Source organism: Pseudoalteromonas sp. BSi20311, from assembly GCF_000239875.1.
GTDB lineage: Bacteria > Pseudomonadota > Gammaproteobacteria > Enterobacterales > Alteromonadaceae > Pseudoalteromonas.
Genome location: NZ_BADU01000056.1, coordinates 1 through 18,959, shown reverse-complemented (window position 1 = coordinate 18,959; position 18,959 = coordinate 1). Strand labels below are relative to the sequence as shown.

Sequence of the window (18,959 nt, the reverse complement as noted above, 5' to 3'; positions counted from 1 at the left end):
GCTTGGAGATAAAAGTGGCTAAGCAGTTTGATGTTGTAGTAATTGGTGGTGGTTTAGTTGGCGCAAGTTGTGCTCTAAGTATAAGTAAAAAAAATCCCAGCTTAAATATTGCTGTAATTGAAGCAAATCAAGTAACCACTGATTATCATCCAAGCTTTGATGACAGAAGTATCGCACTTGCCCAGCAGTCGGTAGAGTATTTACAAAGCCTCAATTTATTTGAAATGAACGCTCCCTATGCTGCGGCCATAAAAAAAGTGAGTGTGTCAGACAAAGGACACTTTGGTAAAACCCATATACAGTGTGATGAGTTTGCAAAACCCTCATTAGGTTATGTGGTAGAGGTAAACCCATTTGGCAGAGCGCTGCATCAGCGTTTAATGCAATCAAACATATCGCTTTTTTGCCCAGATAGCGTAACAGCGATAAAACAAAACGCCGATAGTAATGAACTTACATTACAAAGTAGCGAAAAACTCAGTGCCAAGCTGTTGGTGATTGCCGACGGTGCACAGTCGCCAACTCGTAATTTATTGGGGCTCGGCTTCAATACCCAGCCTTATGAACAAGGTGCGATTATTGCCAATATAGAAGTCGCTGGTGGACACAATCATCAGGCGTTTGAGCGGTTTACCCAAAATGGGCCAATGGCTTTGTTACCCATGAGTAATAACCGCTATTCGTTAGTATGGTGTATGCGCCAAGAGCATATTGAGCAGTATATGTCGCTAAGTGAACCAGACTTTATAAGTGCGCTGCAAACTGCCTTTGGTTATCGTGCAGGACAGTTTATAAAAGTCGGTATGCGCGCTAGTTACCCTCTAGTTTATGGGCAAATAGAGTCATTAACGACGCACCGCACAGTGGTGATAGGCAACGCGGCACACGCCATTCACCCTATTGCAGGACAAGGCTTTAATTTAGGGTTGCGAGATGTACAAGTGCTGAGTAACTTAATTGCAAACAGTGAACATGATTTAGGTAGCTATGCTTTTACTCGTCAATATTCAATCAAGCGCAGTGATGATATAAAAACCGTAATGACATTGACCGATGCTCTGGTCAGACTTTTTTCAAACTCATCACGGGTGTTAGCGCTTGGTCGAAGTATTGGGCTATTTTCAATGGATTTATTCCCTGCATTAAAAGCCCCATTAGCAAAACAATTAATGGGTCAAGTTAAACAAGGTACACGTTTATGAAACAAGTACAGGTTTGTATAGTGGGTGGTGGCTGCGTTGGGTTAACGCTGGCGCTCGGGCTTGCTAAAGCGAATATTAGCGTGGCTGTGTTAGATGCAGCGCCAACTCAAGCTTCACCTAGCGATGATTATGGCTTACGAGTTAGTGCACTAAGTATTGCCAGCCAGACCTTACTGAAGCAATTAAATGTATGGCCACACATAATAGCTGAGCGTGCTTGTGCTTATACGCACATGGATGTACGCGATGCCGACAGCTTTGGAAAAATAACCTTTAATAACGAGCAACTTGAGCTTGAGCATTTAGGGCACATTGTTGAAAACGATATTATTCGCTTTGCGCTAATAAAAGAGCTTGAGCAACAAAGTAATGCCACAGTGATGTTTGATACTGAGTATCAGCAAATACATCAAAGTGAGTCTGATGTATTTATTAATTTAAAAACTGGCGAACCTATTATTGCTAAGTTGCTGGTGGCGGCGGATGGGGCAAATTCAGCGATTCGTAAACAGTTTAATATGGCGCTGAGCTTTAAAGATTACGATCACCATGCGTTAGTAGCGACAGTTAAAACCAAAGAGTCACATGCAAATACCGCACGCCAAGTATTTTTACCAACCGGGCCGCTAGCTTTTTTACCTCTGAGCGATGAGCATACTCATTCTATTGTGTGGTCTACCAGCCCCAATCATTGCGATGAATTGCTAGCAATGGACGACACCGCCTTTAATAAAGCAGTTATGGCTGCCATAGATGGCCAATGTGGTTTATGTGAAGTGCAAAGTAAGCGCGTCGCATTCCCACTTAAAATGCGTTACGCCCAACAATGGGTTAATGGCAACGTGGTGTTAATGGGCGATGCAGCGCATACCATTCATCCATTAGCAGGGCTCGGTATGAACCTGGGCCTAAAAGATGCGGCTTATTTAATCGAGCTGTTAAGTCAAGACGCCAAAGAATTTGCCAGTACACGGACACTGCGTGATTACGAACGTACCCGCAAGCTCGACGCACAAAAACACATAGCCATGATGCAAGGGTTAAAAGAGTTATTTGAAGGCGCAAACCCAGTTAAAAAGCTGATTCGTGGAGTTGGGCTTTCACTCGTTGATAACTTAGGCCCAATCAAACACTTATTCGCCAAAGAAGCGATAGGGAAGTGATGAAGACAAGCGGTCAGTTTTTAGCTGTCAGCTTTTAGCCAAAGAAAAACCGATGTTTAGTTTAAACATCGGTTTTTTGTTTATAGGCTAATGTATTTAAAAGCCACGTTTTTTACGCGAGCAAAGCTCGGCGTTTGCTACAAAAAAATAAAACACTTATCTTTATTTTATCTGTTGATATAAAGGGATCATTCAATAATGTTTTCCCGAAACCCGAAACCCGAAACCCGAAACCCGAAACCCGAAACCCGAAACCCGAAACCCGAAACCCGAAACCCGAAACCCGAAACCCGAAACCTTCAACACTTATCTATCAAAGCTTAAAAAACCTGCTTGCTTAATTATCCTACTAAGCGTAAAATACGCGCTCATTTCGGCTTTTAAACTATTAATTCCTTGCCTTAAACCGACCGGCCGAAACGGTAGAAGGCTCTATTAACCGTAAGGAATATCCATGCGTCATTACGAAATCGTATTCATGGTTCACCCTGATCAGAGTGAGCAAGTATCTGGTATGATCGAACGTTATACTGGTTCTATCACTGAAGCGGGTGGTACTATCCACCGTCTTGAAGACTGGGGCCGTCGTCAACTGGCTTACCCAATCAACAAGCTTCATAAAGCTCATTATGTTCTTATGAACGTTGAAGCACCAACTGAAGTAATCAGCGAGCTAGAAACTACTTTCCGCTACAACGATGCAGTGCTTCGTAACTTAGTTATGCGTACTAAAAACGCTGTAACTGAAGCGTCTCCTCTTGTAAGAGAAGAGAAGAAAGAAGCACCAGCTGCTTAATTGTTTTGAGTCCTAGCATGGCACGTAGTCAGCAGTTACTATAATGGTTAGCCCATATACGAATCAGCTGGTTATATCGGGGGTAGTTTGTAAAACACCCAAGTTTAGCCAAAGCCCCGCGGGCATACCGCATTGTATTTTTGTTGTAGAACATAAATCAATGCAAGTTGAAGCAGATCTTAACCGTAATAGTTACGTTAGGCTTCAGGTGGTTGCCAGTGGTAAGCAAATGCAACAACAGACTCAACATTTGCACGTTGGGCAGGCATTGCAAGTGAGTGGTTTTTTAAATCGCCACGAAGGTCGTAACGGCCTTAGCCAATTGGTTTTGCATGCTCAGCATATAGAAAGAATTATTTGAGGAATTAATCTCATGGCACGTTATTTCAGACGTCGTAAGTTCTGCCGCTTTAAAGCGGAAGGCGTACAACAAATCGATTACAAAGATCTAGCTACTCTTAGAAACTATGTTACAGAAAGTGGCAAAATCGTACCTAGCCGTATCACAGGTACTAGCGCTAAATACCAGCGCCAGCTAGCAACTGCTATTAAGCGTGCTCGCTACTTAGCCCTTCTTCCATACACTGACTTACATAAGTAAGCAGCGGATTAACACGTTTTTAAAAGGTGTAGAAACATGCAAGTTATTCTACTAGATAAGATCGCTAACCTAGGTGGCCTAGGTGACCAGGTTGTAGTTAAATCTGGCTTCGCACGTAACTTCCTTTTCCCACAAGGTAAGGCAGTTCCTGCAACTAAAGCAAACATTGAAACGTTTGACGCACGTCGCGCAGAACTAGAAGCAAAAATCGCTGAACAGTTAACTGCAGCACAAGCACGCGCTGACAAACTTGAAGCATTAGCAGAAGTTACATTAGTATCTAAAGCTGGTGACGAAGGTAAATTATTCGGTTCAATCGGTACTCGTGATATCGCTGACGCTATCTCAGCTGTTGGTGTTGAAGTTGCTAAATCAGAAGTTCGTTTACCTCTAGGTACTATCCGTGAGACTGGCGAATTTGACGTTGCAATCGCAGTACACTCAGACGTAACAGCTACTATTAAAGTAATCGTTATTGCTGAAGCTTAATTTTTTAAAATTAAGTTAAAAAAACCGTGCTTAGGCACGGTTTTTTTTGATCAAAATTAAAGGCACTTTACCCAATAGCTTTGAGCTTGCTAAAAGCAGCTTGGTTACACCAATCTGCAATAATACTTAATCATTTTGAGGGGCTAAATCAGATGCTAGCTGCATTAAAAACGTCTCATTTAGAACAACTAAACAACGAAATTTTTGCCTTGATATCGACACTATTTTCCTTCCTTAAAATAGCTCACTTCATCAAGCGAATTGGTACTAATTAATTTACTATTCAGAACTCAGGTTTTTATTACTCTCTTATATATACAAACAACCTACCCCATTTAAAAGTTCTTAAAAAAGTTAAACCGCTTTAACTTTAATAAATTCAGTATATTAATTCATTTTGTTCCTTTTTTGCAATATTGACAAAACTATGGTATGAGCTATATTAGTGCTTTATGGTTATAAAAGTTTGATCAATGTTAATAAATTACAACAAAAGAATTATTTGTGCTGGGTTTACTTTAGTCGAGCTTTTAATTGTAGTGGCGATTATAGGTATTCTTTACAGCGTTGCGTTGCCTTCGTATCAAAGTTACTTAGAGCGAAGTCGGCGTGCAGATGTGCAGCAGCAAATATTACAATACAGTGCCACGCTAGAACGAGTTTACTCTCGTAATGGTGGGTACCCTAATGCGTTTGATGCAGCTGCTAACACTGAATATTATACGTTTAGTTATACACCCACGAATAAAGTAACAGGCGCTACGGCTGATTTTAAAAACAGAGGTTACTCGTTGAAGGCAACACCTAAAACAGGATCTGCTCAAGCTGCGGACAGATGTGGGGCATTAATAATTAAGCATGATGGCAGTGTTGAGGCACAAGGCACTGACTGTTGGGAGTAAATAAAATGCAAAAGTCGCGAGGGTTTACACTCATAGAGCTAAGTGTCGTGCTGAGTATCATTGGTATTTTAGCGACAGTGGCTGTGCCTAGCTTTATAAAGCAGATTCAACAAGACCGAATAGTAACAACGGCTAACCAATTAATTAGCGTATATAAATATGCGCGAAGCGAAGCGGCCAAGCGAGAAGTTAATCTTAAACTAGTTACTGCAGGTACAAAGTGGCAGGTAGTTAGTTCTGAAAGTGGCTCTGATGAAGTGTTGCGTGAGTTTGTTTCTAACTACTCTAATATAGAAATTAACCTACAAGATCGTGAAGTAAAAGCAACAGGTGAAGTATCTGCTGCTACTACTATATTGGTTAAAGATGGCATTAGCGATACAAAAGATTATTATCTGTGCATTTTAAAAAGTGGGCAGAGTTGGTTAGCTGATGTGTCTTTAAATGGGTGCGCATGATGAAGTTACAAAAAGGCTTTACGTTACTTGAAGTGATGATAGCTGTTGTTGTAGCAGGAATTGCATTGTTGGGATTAGCGGCAGCTCAGCTGAAGTCATTGCAGTATGCTACTAATAGTTTTAACTATACGGTATCGTTAATTCAGGCTCAAAATACCATAGAGCAAATATGGCCTCATTTATGTACCCTGCAAAAAGATAACCCCGACTTTTTTAATGATGTTGCTTTTAAAGCGTCATTAGCTCCACAAATTGCCGATTATAGTTTGTCATTACCGGCTAGTTACGCTAATGAAATGCAAGTCAGTATTTCATGGCAGGATGAGCGCCTAACCGATAATGTAATTAATCAAATTACTTTAAATGCAACTTATCCTGACATTAGTGGAGAATGCCCATGAAAAACTGGCGAGTTGCAAAAGGGTTTACCCTTGTTGAGTTAATGGTTGCAATGGCTGCAGGGGCTTTTTTGCTAGCAGGTGTTAGCTTGTCGTACTCGGCAATAAAAAGCGGTATTCAAGTAAGCAAAGAGCTTGAAAATGCACAAGAGGTATTGCGTTACAGTAATACGGTTTTGACAAGAAGTACTAAGCAATCATTTGATTTGCCTGTGGTATCGGCTGACGGAATGACTATTACCTATACCATGCCAGCTGGAGTGATTACGTGCAATGGTGATGTGTCTAGTGTTGCTGTTGTTGAACGTTACTACTTACAGAACAATAACTTAATGTGTGCGAAAGATGCAGACACTCCCGAAAGGTTGTTAACGGGCGTAGAGACATTAAGTTTTAGTATTAATAATAATGTGGTTACAGTAAATATTAAGCCGGAGGGATTACCTAGGCAGTTTAATAATGCAGTGGAGATGAATATAGCTGTATCTAGCGTTATTTTATCAGGAGTATTCGGCTCATGAAACGTATTAGTGATAAAGGTTTTACGCTGGTTATAGTCCTTATTTTACTTGGTATTTCAAGTGTTGTTGTGCTGAGTTCATTAAGAGAAAACGTGGTTCAAGAACGATTAAGTGGTAATTTTCAAAAGAAAATTAATAGTCGCTTGTTGGCTGAAAAAGGTGTTTTTGAACAAGCCCAAGCTATGCAGCAAAAGCTTAACGATGACAGCAGCTTAGATATGATTCAGATGGTTGCTGATTCAGGGGTTATAACAGGTACTGGTGAGGTAAGTGATTCAAAGTTTAGCTCATCGGTTGCGATTAATGCCGCGGGTGAAATAGAAATCACCAGCCAAGGTAGCCGCTATGACGACGACGCGCAAAGTAATTTAGTTGCACGCTATGGGTTTGTGCCGGCATCACCAGGCTCACTATTTACTAATGCATTGGTGGGGTGTGTTGGCTTAAATTTACGTGGTAGTGGTGTTATAGACAGCTATGATTCTGATTTGGGTACTTATGATGAAACAAACACCAGTGAAGGGGATGTTGCCACTATTGATGAAGACGCCGATGTAAGTGTGGGTGGTGATTCCATCCGAGGTGACATTAAAGCCACCGGGATAGTTTATTTACAAAGCGACGGTATTATTTTAGGTGATATACACTCAAATGGTGGGGTAGAAATTTCTGGCGGCAGAGATACTAGTACTTTGCGCGTTGAAGGGAATGTTCGAACTCAAGGCGATTTTTCTTACCAACGTGGTGGTGGGCATATTACAGGGTATGTTCGTGTAAACGGCGACGTAAGTATGGCGCAAGGTACTTTTATAGATAACATAAATGCAGAAGGGCTGGATATATTATATGGCGGTTCAGGAAGTTTTGGCGACAGTGCCCATGCTCAAGGCGGAAGTGCTTACACTGCAGTGCAATTTAATGTAAACCCCGAAGTTGAGGCTGTCTCTACCTCTGATCCTACTCTTCCTGGGTATGATCCTACTAACCCAGACACTAGCTGTGACCCAATTAATATTCCAGCACGGGTTATTAATTTAATTGATGATACTACCAGTTATACCAACTTTGCTTTAGGTGGCGGAGCAGTTTATGCGTTTGAACCTAAGCAAGGTCAATCAATTAGTGGCAGCTTTAGTGATTTAACCGCAACAACAGATGAAGTATTCATTTTTAGTGGTTTACCACAAATACCAGCAGATGCGGCACCGAGCGAGTATATTTTTGGTTTTACAGGAGTAAAGCTCTCTAGTAATGCTGCCGTGACTATTGATGGTGGCGATGTTATTTGGGTTGTTGATGGTCAGTTTGATATGCAAAACAACTCTAAACTAACAGTTAAAGCGGGTAGTAGCTTAACAATTATTACTACTGGTAAATTTAACATTGGGGCATCTGCAAAAGTGATTGTTGAAGATCAGGGGTTAGCGCCAAGTGGGCATCCCGCTTTTCAGGTGTTTTCTTCTTTTGTTGGTAACGATGGCATATTAATTCAGAGCGACTCACAATTATATGCCGCTATTTATGCACCTCTTACATCAGTTAAATTAACTGGCTCGGGTGCCTTGTTTGGTACGGTGCGCGGAGCGTCAGTAAATGCAAATGGGGGGAGTGGTATTCACTTTGATTCGGCGTTATTAAATGCCAATAATAGCCCCGGTGGTAATTTGAAACCTAAAATCGTGTTTTTAGGCTGGTATTATAAAGTACCAGAGGATGAGCCGATTATTTAAAACTCATTTTTTTTATCATTAAACTTAATAATATAAAGGGGCTCAGGTCCCTTTATTTTTTATTTATTTAAACCTTTCTATTCTTCTGCGCGTCTAATAAGTTAAATTGCAATTACATAATTATAAATAGGAAAAATTTGCGATGTTAATGGACGCTAATCAGCCAATAACTGATCAAGTGCAGCAAATGCTTATTGATCAAGTTAAAAATGGCGACCAGTTAGCCTATAAAGCGCTCTATGACATGCATAAAGCAAAAGTTTATGGCTTATGCCTGAGGCTCATAGCCGATGAGGGGCATGCGCAAGATGCTACCCAAGAAGTGTTTGTACAAGTATGGAAAAAAATAACGCAGTTTGATGGGCGATCGCAATTTTCCACTTGGCTTTATAGTGTCGCCAGTAATATTGCTATTAGTTATGTGCGTAGGCAAAAACATTGGCTTAATAAAGTAATTAGCTTTGAGCAAAGCGGTATGGATGAACAAACTGCAAATGACTGTAACGGACTAAATGGACTGGATAAATTAATTGTTAGGCTGCCTGAGCGAGCAAGAATGGTATTTGTGCTGTATGCAGTAGAAGGTTATAGGCATGAAGAAATTGCAACCCTGTTAGGCATGGCGGTAGGCTCTAGTAAGGCGCAATATCATCGTGCAAGGCAATTATTAAAGCAGTGGTACGAAAATGAGTAAAACAAATTTTGATGACTATTTAAATGAGTCTTTAACCCAGTTAGATAAAAGTATCCCACCAAAAAAAGAACTGTGGGATGGAATCGAGCGCGCAATAATAGCTAATAATCAGCCCTTTATAAATACTAATAAATATTGGCCGAAACTCACCGCTCTTGCTGCATGTTTTACCGCGGCTTTAGTGAGTGCGGTGGTGTTATTTAAAGCACCAGAGACAAATACCGCAGTGGCAATGAGTGAGTTTTTTACTAAGCAAAAACAAAGCTTACTAGTGCAATATCAAAGCCAAGTAGCATTGACCGATAACTGGCAAGTGCAGTTACAAGAACTTGAAGACGCAGAGCAAGCAATAAAACAAACACTTGAAAATGAACCGAAAAACAAGGCGCTACTGTCTATGCTAGCGCAAGTTTATCAACAACAACTCGATTTAATTAACAAGGTGCATGCACCGCGTTGGCAACACATATAGGAGAAATAAATGAAAGCAATAATATTAGGGATCGCTTTATTACCCATGGCCGTATTTGCTGGTGAAAAAATAGATCAGCAAATTGAGGTACCCAATGCTGGAGTGATCCACATTGAAAACCAGCGCGGTGACATTAAAGTAACGGGTTGGGATAAAAACCAGTTTAAAGTAACGGGTGAACTTGATGATAAGGCACAAGGTTATACTCTTAAAACACAAGGCAATAAAACTCAGTTTATCGTGAAAATGCCTGAACTTTCTAATTGGGATAATAACAACAATGGTTCAACGCTCACTATTTTTATGCCAAAAAGTAGCGCGCTGGAATTTGTTGGTGTTAATGCGTCGGTAACGGCCAAAGAGTTACAAAAAGGCACTGAAATTGACGTAGTTAATGGGGCTATTACTGTAAATGATCTTAATGGTGATATTAAGCTGACCAGTGTAAATGGTGACATCAAGGCAAAAGCACTTAACGGTAAAGTTCAATTTGAAACCGTTAATGGTTCGATTGATGATCAGCAATCTAGTGGTGAAGTTCGTTTTAGCGCAGTTAATGGCAATATTACATCAAACTCGACGGCCAACGATATTCGCTTAGAAAACGTAAATGGCGATATCAACTTTAATCTAGATGCCATAAAAGAATTACAAATAAGCACCGTAAATGGCGAAGTTAAGGTGCGAATTAACCGTCTTCTGAGTGATGCTGATGTGAGCTTTGAATCTGTTAGTGGCAACGCTGCGTTTTATTTCCCTGCTGATTTATCAGCACAATTTGAGGTAGAAGCACACGCTGGCGGTAAAATTGACAACCAGTTAACTGACGATCAAGTGCAAAAAGCCAAATACGGCCCTGCAAGTGGAATTAAGTTTAATACTAATGGCACAGATGCTAGCGTAGAAATGAATACTATTAGCGGTGTTATCGAACTTAAACGCCAATAAACACCCATTTTATTTCAAGTAACAAAAAGCAGGAAAAGATTTCCTGCTTTGCTATTTGCACAGCCCCGCCAAGTCGATAGAATAGAGCTATTCAATTTTAGTACTGTGAAGTTATGGCCAAACCAGATAAGCAAGTCGACACTCTTAAAGTTCCTCCCCATTCAATAGAAGCTGAACAATCTGTTTTAGGTGGTTTAATGCTTGATAACCAAGCATTTGATCGCGTAGCTGAACTTGTTGTGTCACAGGATTTTTATACCCGTACCCATAAGCTTATTTTTGAGGCGATGACAGCACTGGCTGAAATTGGCGATCCAATTGATTTAATCACTATTTCTGAAAGTTTAGAAAAAAATAATCAGTTGTCAGGTATTGGTGGATTTGCATATTTAGCCGAAATAGCAAAAAACACCCCAAGTGCTGCTAATATTGACGCTTACGCGAGTATCGTGCGCGAGCGCGCCGTAGTACGTGAAATGATTGGCGTTGCTAACGAAATAGCCGAAGCAGGTTTTAACCCAGAAGGGCGAACTAGTCACGACTTACTGGATTTTGCTGAAAGTAAAGTATTTAAAATTGCTGAGCAGCGTACAAAAAGCAGCGATGGTCCGCAAAGCATTCACAATATACTTGAAAAAACCGTTGATAAAATAGAAGAGCTTTACCAATCACCACAAGATGGTGTGACCGGTGTGAGTACAGGTTATACTGATCTTGATAAAATGACCACAGGCTTGCAGCCATCTGATTTAATTATTGTGGCAGCGCGTCCATCAATGGGTAAAACCACCTTTGCGATGAACCTTGCTGAACATGCCGCAATGACTCAAGACAAGCCGGTGCTTATTTACTCACTAGAGATGCCCTCTGAACAAATTATGATGAGGATGCTGGCGTCCCTTGGCCGAATTAACCAAACCAAAGTACGTACTGGTCAGCTAGATGACGATGACTGGGCGCGCCTTTCATCAACCATGGGGTTACTCATGGAGAAAGGCAAAATGTACGTTGATGATGCCTCAGGCTTGACACCTACCGATGTTCGCTCACGTGCGCGTCGTATAGCACGCGATCATGGTGGTATTAGTATGATCATGGTCGATTACCTGCAATTAATGCGTGTACCTAGTCTGTCTGATAATCGTACTTTAGAAATTGCTGAAATTTCCCGCTCACTCAAAGCACTAGCGAAAGAGTTGCAGTGTCCGGTTGTTGCTCTATCGCAGCTTAATCGTACTCTAGAGCAACGTGCTGATAAACGTCCAATTAACTCAGATTTACGTGAGTCAGGCTCTATTGAGCAAGATGCCGATTTGATCATGTTTATTTATCGTGATGAAGTATACAACGAAGACAGTACTGAAAAAGGCATTGCCGAAATTATTATCGGTAAACAGCGTAACGGTCCGATTGGTAAAGTGCGCCTAACTTTCCAAGGTCAATTTTCTCGCTTTGATAATTATGCTGGGCCTGCTGTAGATGATGATTACTAATGCGCTTAGCCACTGCTGAAATTAATTTAACCGCGCTTGAACATAACTTAGCGCAAGTAAAACGCTTTGCGCCCAATAGTAAAGTCATGGCCGTGCTTAAAGCGAATGCTTATGGGCATGGTTTAGTCACTATTGCGCAGCACTTAAATGAAGCAGATGCATTTGCGGTTGCGCGTATAGATGAAGCGTTAGCACTGCGTGCCGGTGGCCTTACAAAACCGATTGTGTTGCTAGAAGGTTTTTTTCATCAAGAAGACTTACCTATTCTACTGGCGAATAATTTTCAAACTATTATTCATGACGAAATACAGCTAAAAATGTTGGAAAGTGCGCAGCTAGATGCGCCCTTAAATTGCTGGTTAAAAATAAATACCGGCATGCATCGTTTAGGTATTGCGCCTGAGCAGTTTGATATGTTTTATCAGCGCCTACAAGCCAGCCCAAATGCACAAAACAAAATAAATTTAATGACCCATTTTGCCTGTGCCGATGATGTAAAAAATACTAAAACAGTGCAGCAAATTGCTTTGTTTGATAATTTAACCCAAGAGGTTGAGCAAGCCCATTGTTTATCGAACTCAGCAGGAATTATAGCGTGGCCGAGTGGTCATGGTGATTGGGTTCGACCTGGGCTAATGCTTTACGGTGTATCGCCTATGGCCAATCACACAGGTAAAGATCATCAATTAAAGCCTGTAATGCGCTTAACTACTAAGGTGATAGCAGTGCGTAATGTGGGGGCACATGAGCAAGTAGGCTATGGCGGTCGCTGGCAAAGTGATAAACCTACGATGTTGGCTGTGGTTGCACTGGGCTATGGTGATGGTTATCCGCGTCATGCGAAAGAAGGCACACCTGTGATTATAAATGGTCATCGTTACGGTATTGTGGGTAGTGTAGCCATGGACATGATCACCCTTGATATAGGTAATAACGTGCACAACGTCGAAGTGGGTGATGAGGTGATTATGTGGGGACCCGAGTTACCAGTAGAAGAGATTGCACAATGTGCTGATACCATTTCTTACGAGTTATTGTGTAATATTACACCGCGCGTAAGTTATGAGTACCAGCGATAATATTTATTATTAAAGATATGCGGTAAGTTTACATTGCTGACATGAACGTGATGTTAGCTTAATGAGTATGGCTACTCTTTTATAAAGTAAATATCGCTAAAGCCCATACGCGCAAATTCTTGGTCACGAAAGTTACGCACAGCTGATGACCCTTTAGAGGTCATTTCAATTTGGCGTACCATGTTTAAGTAGTTAGTTAAATCAATACCCTCAGCAGCCGCAATAGCCTGATACATATCGTGGTATTTATCTTTTGCGAAGTTAATCTCGCGCGGTTGATTTTTAAAAGTATAGGTAATTCTGCGTGCCATAATAAGCTCAGTTAAATTGAGTGTTAGTGTAATTTTACACTGTATTTAAGTTGCGTTGAATGATTAGTTGAAATCAAATAATTAAAAAGTTGAGTTTGAAATGAAATTATCAGTAGAGATCAGTAAATACCCGCTTCACCAAGATTATATTCCCTTTATTAAAGGCTTTATCGACAGAGTAAATGCCTATGAAGAGCTCAAAGTGATCACGAATACCATGTCGACTCAAATATTTGGTGATTATGACTTAGTAATGCAAGTGATCAGTACAGAGATTAAACATTCATACGAGCAATTTGGTAAAGCTATCTTTGTGTGTAAATTTATCTCGGGCGATTTATCTCCCGAATAACCTCCTAACAAATACGGTCGTTTTATAATGATGGATTTTATAACGCAAATACTTAGTGGTTTCACTGCCATGTCGCATTGGGAGTATATTGCGGTGGCTTTATCAATGGCGTATTTATTATTAGCCATAAAAGAGAATTTATGGTGCTGGCCTGCGGCATTTTTTAGTACGCTTATTTATACCATTATGTATTGGAATGGCGCGTTGCTAATGGAGTCATTACTGAACTTTTATTATATGTACATGGCCGTGTTTGGTTGGGTTGTGTGGCGAAAAGGTAAAGCTAATCAAGCGCAACGGTTGATTACATCGTGGCCTGTGAACCGACATATCATTTTAATAGTATTAACCACCCTAGCGTCATTAGCGATTGGTTACGTGATGCAAAATTACACCCATGCAGATTTTGCCTACCTAGACAGTTTTACCACCTGCTTTGCAGTAGTCACTACTTATCTCGTGGCTAAAAAAGTACTCGAGAATTGGCTATATTGGATAGTGATTGATGCCGCATCAATGTATTTGTATTACGAAAAGGGTTATTACCCAACACTCGTGCTTTTTATATTCTATACTATTATGGCGGCGTGGGGGTTTAAAACGTGGTACGAAGAATATGAGCAAAGCCAAGCAAAACCAATGGCGCAACTCTAATTTATGAACCCGCATTCTCAGTTAGTTAATATTTGTAGTGCGTTTTTAGCACCTAGTATAATAACCTCAACAGAGTACTTGGTTAATGGTTTAAGTAACGATAACTTTTTAATACGTACTGACACTCAATCTTATTTATTAAAGTGTTATCAATCATATTGGCCAGAAGTCGCGCTTCAAGCTCAGTGTGAACTCAGCAAACAGCAAGTTTGCCCTGCACCTATCTGGCTTGATAAACAAAATAAACGTGCGGCTTTTAATTATATAGAGGGAGAGGTTGCAGAGTCTTATTTAGCTATGCCGCTACTTGCTAAACTGGTTAAAGTACATGCACATACGACAGATACTCAAACGATGAATATCGCACTTGAATTGCAAGCCTATCGGCATTTATTGGTGTTTAAAGAGTTTGATAAGCACATAGATAAAGTGCTAGAAAGCATTGCCAATATGCCCATAGAACACGGCTTTTGCCATAATGACTTAGTGAAAGAAAATATAGTCGTTAATCCGCAGGGCGTGTATTTAATCGACTTTGAATACGCTCAAAAAAATGATGTTTACTTTGATCTTGCTGCGTTAGCCGTTAGCTTTAACTTAGATAGTGCAACTAAGCATGCTTTGCTTAAAAGTTATCAAGCATATACGCCATCAGAGCAATTTTACTTATCTATGCACAAGCTTGAGTGCTACCAGATAGTTTATTTACTGTTATGCATTGGTTGGTATGAGCAACGCGCCATCAACAACAAGGTTGTTGTACTGCGCGCGCAATTGGATGAGCTTATAGCATCAGTGGGTAGTTAAAGCCCACCAAAGCGTTCCGCTAGCTCTTTGTATTTTGCTACTTCATCAGCGTCAAATTGCATTTCGCCATTATCATCTTCAGATTTAGCGATTAATAAGCTTTCTCGAGCAAGACGTTTAACACGCTCTGCCTTTACGCCTAAAAACTCAGCAACTTGTTCTGTTGACATTAACTTCATAATTACTTCCTCGTGTTTAATCTTTCCGTCCAGTGACAATAATAGATAATATGTGTCTAAAGCGTTACTGTTTTTTTATAGAATATAAATAAATAGCGCTTTTTTTACCTTTTGTTAAGTGAATAGTTTAAATTATAGACATGTAAACGAATCATGCTGGTATTTATATAAAGATGCCTTTATTATTGCGCATGCTAAAGCATTGATATCGCGAGTTGATGTGGCGGCAACAAATGTGCTCTCGTGGTGAAATGGATATCACGTGGCCCTCCGGAGGCTGAGTTGTAGGTTCGATCCCTACCGAGAGCGCCATTTGCGTTTTACTTCCCCCCTTGAAACGATAATAGCTATTTAGATTAGCTCACTATTTTATTCCCCGTTAAAAAATGCTTGTAGCAATCTAATTTACACCGTTAGGCGTATACTCAGTGCCGTACTTATGGTTTATTATCAATAATTGTAAAGATTTTTAGTGTTAATAATTTATTATTACCCTAAACTCAAAAACTAGACTTTTATAGCTAAATAATGCTATTTAGAGTAAATATTCCTTAATTATAGAAACCCTCACATTTATGCTAGTTACCTTACCTATATCAGAACTTATCCCCGGCATGTACGTAAATAGCGTGACCAAGCAGCAGGAGAGTGTGGATGGTATAAAAATTAAAACCAGCGGTTTGGTTCGTGATAAATCTATAATTCAGCGTTTAATTACTGAAGGAGTGCTAGAGCTTCTTATTGATTTTACAAAAAGTGATGTGGCTGTACCGGCTAAATATAAAGTAAAAGAAAAACCACAAGCCGCTGCTACAAATCAAGACAAGCCCGCCAGTAAAAAACGAGTTGTCAGCTTGCAACAAGAGTTTGCCAAAGCCAGCGTTAGTTATGATGCCCACAACAGAAAACTACAGAATATTTTTGGTGATTTAACCTCAGGCTTGTCACTGAATACTGATGCACTTAATGAGATAAGTAATGAAATAGTCAGCTCAGTATTTCGCAATGAACATGCTATGACCATTTTAACTCGCATTAAAGATAAGCATAGTTATAACTGGCGTCATATGATCAACTGCACCATTTTTACAGCGGTATTCGCTAAATACTTAGGGTATAAACGCGAAGCCGTGCAGGAGCTTGCAATGGGTGCACTAATGCATGACCTAGGGCAAGCCAAATTACCCCAAGGAATATTCTCTAAACCTGGCAAAGTTACAGGTAACGAGATGACGGCAATAAAAAAGCATGTTGCACAAAGCTTAGGGTTATTAAAAGGTGCAAAAGGTATCACCACTTTAATGCTAGATATGATTGTAAACCATCATGAGCGTCTTGATGGTTCTGGTTATCCTCGAGGAGTTGATGAAAGCAAAATAAGTCGTCCTGCTCGAATTTTGGCGATTGTTGACGTGTACGATGCACTCACCGCAGACAGGCCGCATCAAGAAGGGGATGAGCCTATAAATGCGCTACGTTATTTGTTGGCTAATAAACAGCTATTTGACGCAGAGTTAGTACAGCTATTTATAAAGTGCTTAGGTGTTCACCCGGTGGGTACTATTGTTAAGTTAACCAATGAACGGTTGGCCTTGGTACTAGAGGGGAATCATTCAAACCCAATCAAACCTAAAGTGAAGCTTTTTTATAACGCAAAACATAACCATCATGTTACCGCAAAAGATATTGATTTGAGCTTAAACAATAATGAAATAAAAATACAAGCAAGTGTCAAACCCGCTGATTATAAAATTAATTTGCCTCGACTTTTAAAAGAGCATTTACTGCTTTAGTTTTTTTGCATCGTCTTTTTCTGTTTGTTTTAGCAGAAATATATCCACCTAAAAAGCAACTTCCCATTAGCGTTATCCAAAGTAACGTGCCTAATTCTACATGCAGTGCTAAGCAGCAAAAAACCAAAGCAATAACCGCCATGCTAATGGCCGCTAACCAATAGTGATTGACAGGATTGTCACATTTACCAGCTTGCGTACACGCGCAATAATTTGCTTTATAAAAGAAATAAACACTTAAACCACAAAAAATAAGCCCTGCAATAATAAGTAAAATGATCACTATTTTCTCCCTTGGTGATTCCATTGGTAGTGTAAATTGCAACGTAATCCAAGTCAATGCAAATGAGAATCAATGCTATTAGAGTATATACTCTAATAGCACGCTTCTGCTCCGATGAGTTTTAAATAGTTGTTAAAATGTCGTTAAAAAACGTGTTTTTTAGTCTTTTTTAACGTTTTAGTAGAGTTTTTTATAAAAAATTAAGGTAGTGTACGCGGGTTTGAAATCCTAATAACAACACACATAGCTATCCAAACAGTGAGTTTGGCTAAGGACACAACAATGAAATTTACTAAAACTCTTATTGCGGCATCGCTGGCATTTGTTTCAGCTGATACCTTTGCAGCGGCTTTTCAGCTTGCTGAACAAAACGTATCTGGTTTAGGCCGCGCATACGCAGGTGAAGCGTCTGTAGCAGACGATGCGTCTGTGGTTTCTCGTAACCCAGCATTAATGACGTTGTTTAAAGAGAAGCAACTGAGTGTTGCAGCTATGGCTGTAATCCCTGATGTGAGCCTAACAGGCACAGGTAATGCCTACGGTTTAGATAACAGCGTATTAAATGATGACAGCATCGCACCAAGCGCGATTATTCCTGCGGGCTATTTCACTATGCCAGTAAACGATAAAGTATCGGTTGGTTTTGGTGCTTTTTCTAACTTTGGCCTAGCGACTGAGTTTAACGATGATTATGCAGCTGGCCAAATTGCTGGTGAAACTGAAATTGTTACTGTAAACATGAACGCAAGTGTTGCATATAAAGTATCAGAGCAGTTTAGCTTTGGTATTGGTTTAAATGCAATTTACGCAGAAGCGAAGATTATCCGTAAGTTTGGTTTCGTACCTCCTGTAAACCCTGTTATTGCATCTATTCCTGCAAGTGCTGATGCGGTTAACCTTGAAGGTGATGATATGGGTTACGGCTTAAACGTTGGCTTAATGTATCAGCTAGATGAAAATAGCCGCTTTGGTTTTAATTACCGCACAGAAACAGACATTACTTTTGAAGGCGAGTACTTTACACAGCTTCCAGTATCACCACTTCAAAATCAAGTTTTACCAGGCTCTGTTGAAATCACATTGCCAGCAATTGCCGAGTTCTCTGGTTCTCACCAGTTAGATGAAAAGCTAGGCGTTCACTACAGCGTATTATGGACAGGTTGGAGCAGCTTTGATTCATTAGAAGCACAAGTAACAGCGCCTACAGGTGACAAGTTCAGCGCGTTTGAAAAAACAGAAGATTTCTCTGATGCAATGCGCTACTCAATTGGTACTGATTACCAGTACAGCGAAAACTTAATGCTTCGTGCTGGTTTTGCGTTTGATGAGTCGCCTGTATCACAGCAGCATTTATCAATCTCTATCCCTGATACAGACCGTTTTTGGTTCTCGTTTGGTGGTAACTATACGATCGATGAAAACTCAAATGTTGATTTAGGTGTGAGCGTATTACGTGGTAAAACACAAAACTTTACTGAAAAAGTAGAAAGCGAAACACTACCACAGCAATGGTCTTTTGAATCAAAAGGTCATGCAGTATTGTTAGGCGCGCAGTATAACTACACATTCTAATTCTGCCTAGAGCCTAGAGCCTAGAGCCTAGAACCTAGAACCTAGACACAAAAAAAGCCGCT

General features: G+C 40.2%; 24 protein-coding genes and 1 tRNA gene. 22 read left to right on the top strand and 3 right to left on the bottom strand.

Annotated elements, in window-relative coordinates:
• Window positions 1-14 precede the first annotated feature (14 nt).
• From ubiH to alr, 16 genes are all read left to right on the top strand, one after another.
• The gene (gene ubiH, locus P20311_RS05125; RefSeq protein WP_008110424.1) at window positions 15-1,202 is read left to right on the top strand and encodes a 2-octaprenyl-6-methoxyphenyl hydroxylase; all 1,188 of its coding nucleotides are present in this window, start codon (window positions 15-17) and stop codon (window positions 1,200-1,202) included.
• Window positions 1,199-2,365: an FAD-dependent oxidoreductase gene (locus P20311_RS05120; protein WP_008110422.1), complete on the top strand. Its 1,167-nt coding sequence runs from the start codon at window positions 1,199-1,201 to the stop codon at window positions 2,363-2,365. Before ubiH ends, P20311_RS05120 begins: the two co-directional genes overlap by 4 nt.
• A gap of 454 nt (window positions 2,366-2,819) precedes the next feature.
• On the top strand, window positions 2,820-3,161 hold the full coding sequence (gene rpsF, locus P20311_RS05115; RefSeq protein WP_008110420.1) for a 30S ribosomal protein S6: 342 nt from the start codon (window positions 2,820-2,822) through the stop codon (window positions 3,159-3,161).
• Window positions 3,162-3,204: 43 nt separating this feature from the next.
• Complete coding sequence (priB, locus tag P20311_RS05110) at window positions 3,205-3,522, top strand: primosomal replication protein N (protein ID WP_008466122.1); 318 nt, start codon at window positions 3,205-3,207, stop codon at window positions 3,520-3,522.
• 12 nt (window positions 3,523-3,534) lie between these two features.
• On the top strand, window positions 3,535-3,762 hold the full coding sequence (gene rpsR, locus P20311_RS05105; RefSeq protein ID WP_002962753.1) for a 30S ribosomal protein S18: 228 nt from the start codon (window positions 3,535-3,537) through the stop codon (window positions 3,760-3,762).
• A gap of 36 nt (window positions 3,763-3,798) precedes the next feature.
• Window positions 3,799-4,251 (top strand): 50S ribosomal protein L9, encoded by a 453-nt coding sequence (gene rplI / locus P20311_RS05100; RefSeq protein WP_008110407.1) that lies wholly within the window; start codon window positions 3,799-3,801, stop codon window positions 4,249-4,251.
• A 473-nt stretch (window positions 4,252-4,724) separates the two neighbouring features.
• Window positions 4,725-5,153: a type IV pilin protein gene (locus P20311_RS05095; protein WP_008110403.1), complete on the top strand. Its 429-nt coding sequence runs from the start codon at window positions 4,725-4,727 to the stop codon at window positions 5,151-5,153.
• A 5-nt stretch (window positions 5,154-5,158) separates the two neighbouring features.
• A complete protein-coding gene (locus tag P20311_RS05090) occupies window positions 5,159-5,611 on the top strand; it encodes a GspH/FimT family pseudopilin (RefSeq protein WP_008110401.1) in 453 nt (150 codons plus the stop codon).
• Entirely contained in the window at window positions 5,608-6,012 is a 405-nt protein-coding gene (locus tag P20311_RS05085) for a prepilin-type N-terminal cleavage/methylation domain-containing protein (RefSeq protein ID WP_370587301.1), read from the top strand. Before P20311_RS05090 ends, P20311_RS05085 begins: the two co-directional genes overlap by 4 nt.
• Complete coding sequence (locus P20311_RS05080) at window positions 6,009-6,530, top strand: PilW family protein (RefSeq protein ID WP_008110397.1); 522 nt, start codon at window positions 6,009-6,011, stop codon at window positions 6,528-6,530. The genes P20311_RS05085 and P20311_RS05080 overlap by 4 nt, the downstream gene beginning before the upstream one ends.
• Complete coding sequence (locus P20311_RS05075) at window positions 6,527-8,260, top strand: pilus assembly PilX N-terminal domain-containing protein (protein ID WP_008110395.1); 1,734 nt, start codon at window positions 6,527-6,529, stop codon at window positions 8,258-8,260. Before P20311_RS05080 ends, P20311_RS05075 begins: the two co-directional genes overlap by 4 nt.
• A 142-nt stretch (window positions 8,261-8,402) precedes the next feature.
• Complete coding sequence (locus P20311_RS05070) at window positions 8,403-8,954, top strand: RNA polymerase sigma factor (RefSeq protein WP_008110393.1); 552 nt, start codon at window positions 8,403-8,405, stop codon at window positions 8,952-8,954.
• A complete protein-coding gene (locus tag P20311_RS05065) occupies window positions 8,947-9,426 on the top strand; it encodes a hypothetical protein (protein WP_008110391.1) in 480 nt (159 codons plus the stop codon). The genes P20311_RS05070 and P20311_RS05065 overlap by 8 nt, the downstream gene beginning before the upstream one ends.
• Before the next feature lie 9 nt (window positions 9,427-9,435).
• On the top strand, window positions 9,436-10,374 hold the full coding sequence (locus tag P20311_RS05060; protein WP_008110389.1) for a DUF4097 family beta strand repeat-containing protein: 939 nt from the start codon (window positions 9,436-9,438) through the stop codon (window positions 10,372-10,374).
• 113 nt (window positions 10,375-10,487) lie between these two features.
• Window positions 10,488-11,867 (top strand): replicative DNA helicase, encoded by a 1,380-nt coding sequence (gene dnaB / locus P20311_RS05055; protein ID WP_008110387.1) that lies wholly within the window; start codon window positions 10,488-10,490, stop codon window positions 11,865-11,867.
• Window positions 11,867-12,946, top strand: coding sequence for an alanine racemase (gene alr / locus P20311_RS05050; RefSeq protein ID WP_008110385.1), 1,080 nt, complete (start codon window positions 11,867-11,869; stop codon window positions 12,944-12,946). The genes dnaB and alr overlap by 1 nt, the downstream gene beginning before the upstream one ends.
• Before the next feature lie 71 nt (window positions 12,947-13,017).
• On the opposite strand, the gene P20311_RS05045 is transcribed toward alr, so the two are convergent.
• The gene (locus P20311_RS05045) at window positions 13,018-13,257 is read right to left on the bottom strand and encodes a DUF2960 domain-containing protein (RefSeq protein WP_004588463.1); all 240 of its coding nucleotides are present in this window, start codon (window positions 13,255-13,257) and stop codon (window positions 13,018-13,020) included.
• Window positions 13,258-13,357: 100 nt separating this feature from the next.
• Here P20311_RS05045 and P20311_RS05040 point away from each other — a divergent pair, with 100 nt between their 5' ends.
• The 3 genes from P20311_RS05040 to P20311_RS05030 are packed head-to-tail and all read left to right on the top strand — an operon-like array spanning window position 13,358 to window position 15,070.
• Window positions 13,358-13,609, top strand: a complete 252-nt coding sequence (locus P20311_RS05040; protein WP_008110382.1) for a hypothetical protein — start codon at window positions 13,358-13,360, stop codon at window positions 13,607-13,609.
• Between the two features lie 30 nt (window positions 13,610-13,639).
• Window positions 13,640-14,263 carry a nicotinamide riboside transporter PnuC gene (gene pnuC, locus P20311_RS05035; RefSeq protein ID WP_008110380.1) on the top strand — a complete coding sequence of 208 codons (624 nt, stop codon included), beginning with the start codon at window positions 13,640-13,642 and terminating at the stop codon, window positions 14,261-14,263.
• Window positions 14,264-14,266: 3 nt separating this feature from the next.
• Complete coding sequence (locus P20311_RS05030; protein ID WP_008110378.1) at window positions 14,267-15,070, top strand: phosphotransferase family protein; 804 nt, start codon at window positions 14,267-14,269, stop codon at window positions 15,068-15,070.
• Here P20311_RS05030 and P20311_RS05025 read toward each other — a convergent pair.
• Entirely contained in the window at window positions 15,067-15,249 is a 183-nt protein-coding gene (locus P20311_RS05025; RefSeq protein WP_008110377.1) for a hypothetical protein, read from the bottom strand. The two genes, P20311_RS05030 and P20311_RS05025, sit on opposite strands and share 4 nt — an antisense overlap.
• Before the next feature lie 237 nt (window positions 15,250-15,486).
• Between P20311_RS05025 and P20311_RS05020 the strand changes: the two genes are divergently transcribed.
• Both P20311_RS05020 and P20311_RS05015 read left to right on the top strand, forming a co-directional pair.
• Window positions 15,487-15,561, top strand: a tRNA-Arg gene (locus tag P20311_RS05020).
• 263 nt (window positions 15,562-15,824) lie between these two features.
• A complete protein-coding gene (locus tag P20311_RS05015) occupies window positions 15,825-17,042 on the top strand; it encodes an HD-GYP domain-containing protein (RefSeq protein WP_036984879.1) in 1,218 nt (405 codons plus the stop codon).
• On the opposite strand, the gene P20311_RS19260 is transcribed toward P20311_RS05015, so the two are convergent.
• Window positions 17,002-17,325, bottom strand: coding sequence for a hypothetical protein (locus P20311_RS19260; RefSeq protein ID WP_008110373.1), 324 nt, complete (start codon window positions 17,323-17,325; stop codon window positions 17,002-17,004). The two genes, P20311_RS05015 and P20311_RS19260, sit on opposite strands and share 41 nt — an antisense overlap.
• Before the next feature lie 282 nt (window positions 17,326-17,607).
• Between P20311_RS19260 and P20311_RS05005 the strand changes: the two genes are divergently transcribed.
• On the top strand, window positions 17,608-18,897 hold the full coding sequence (locus P20311_RS05005; protein ID WP_008110372.1) for an outer membrane protein transport protein: 1,290 nt from the start codon (window positions 17,608-17,610) through the stop codon (window positions 18,895-18,897).
• Window positions 18,898-18,959: the final 62 nt, after the last annotated feature.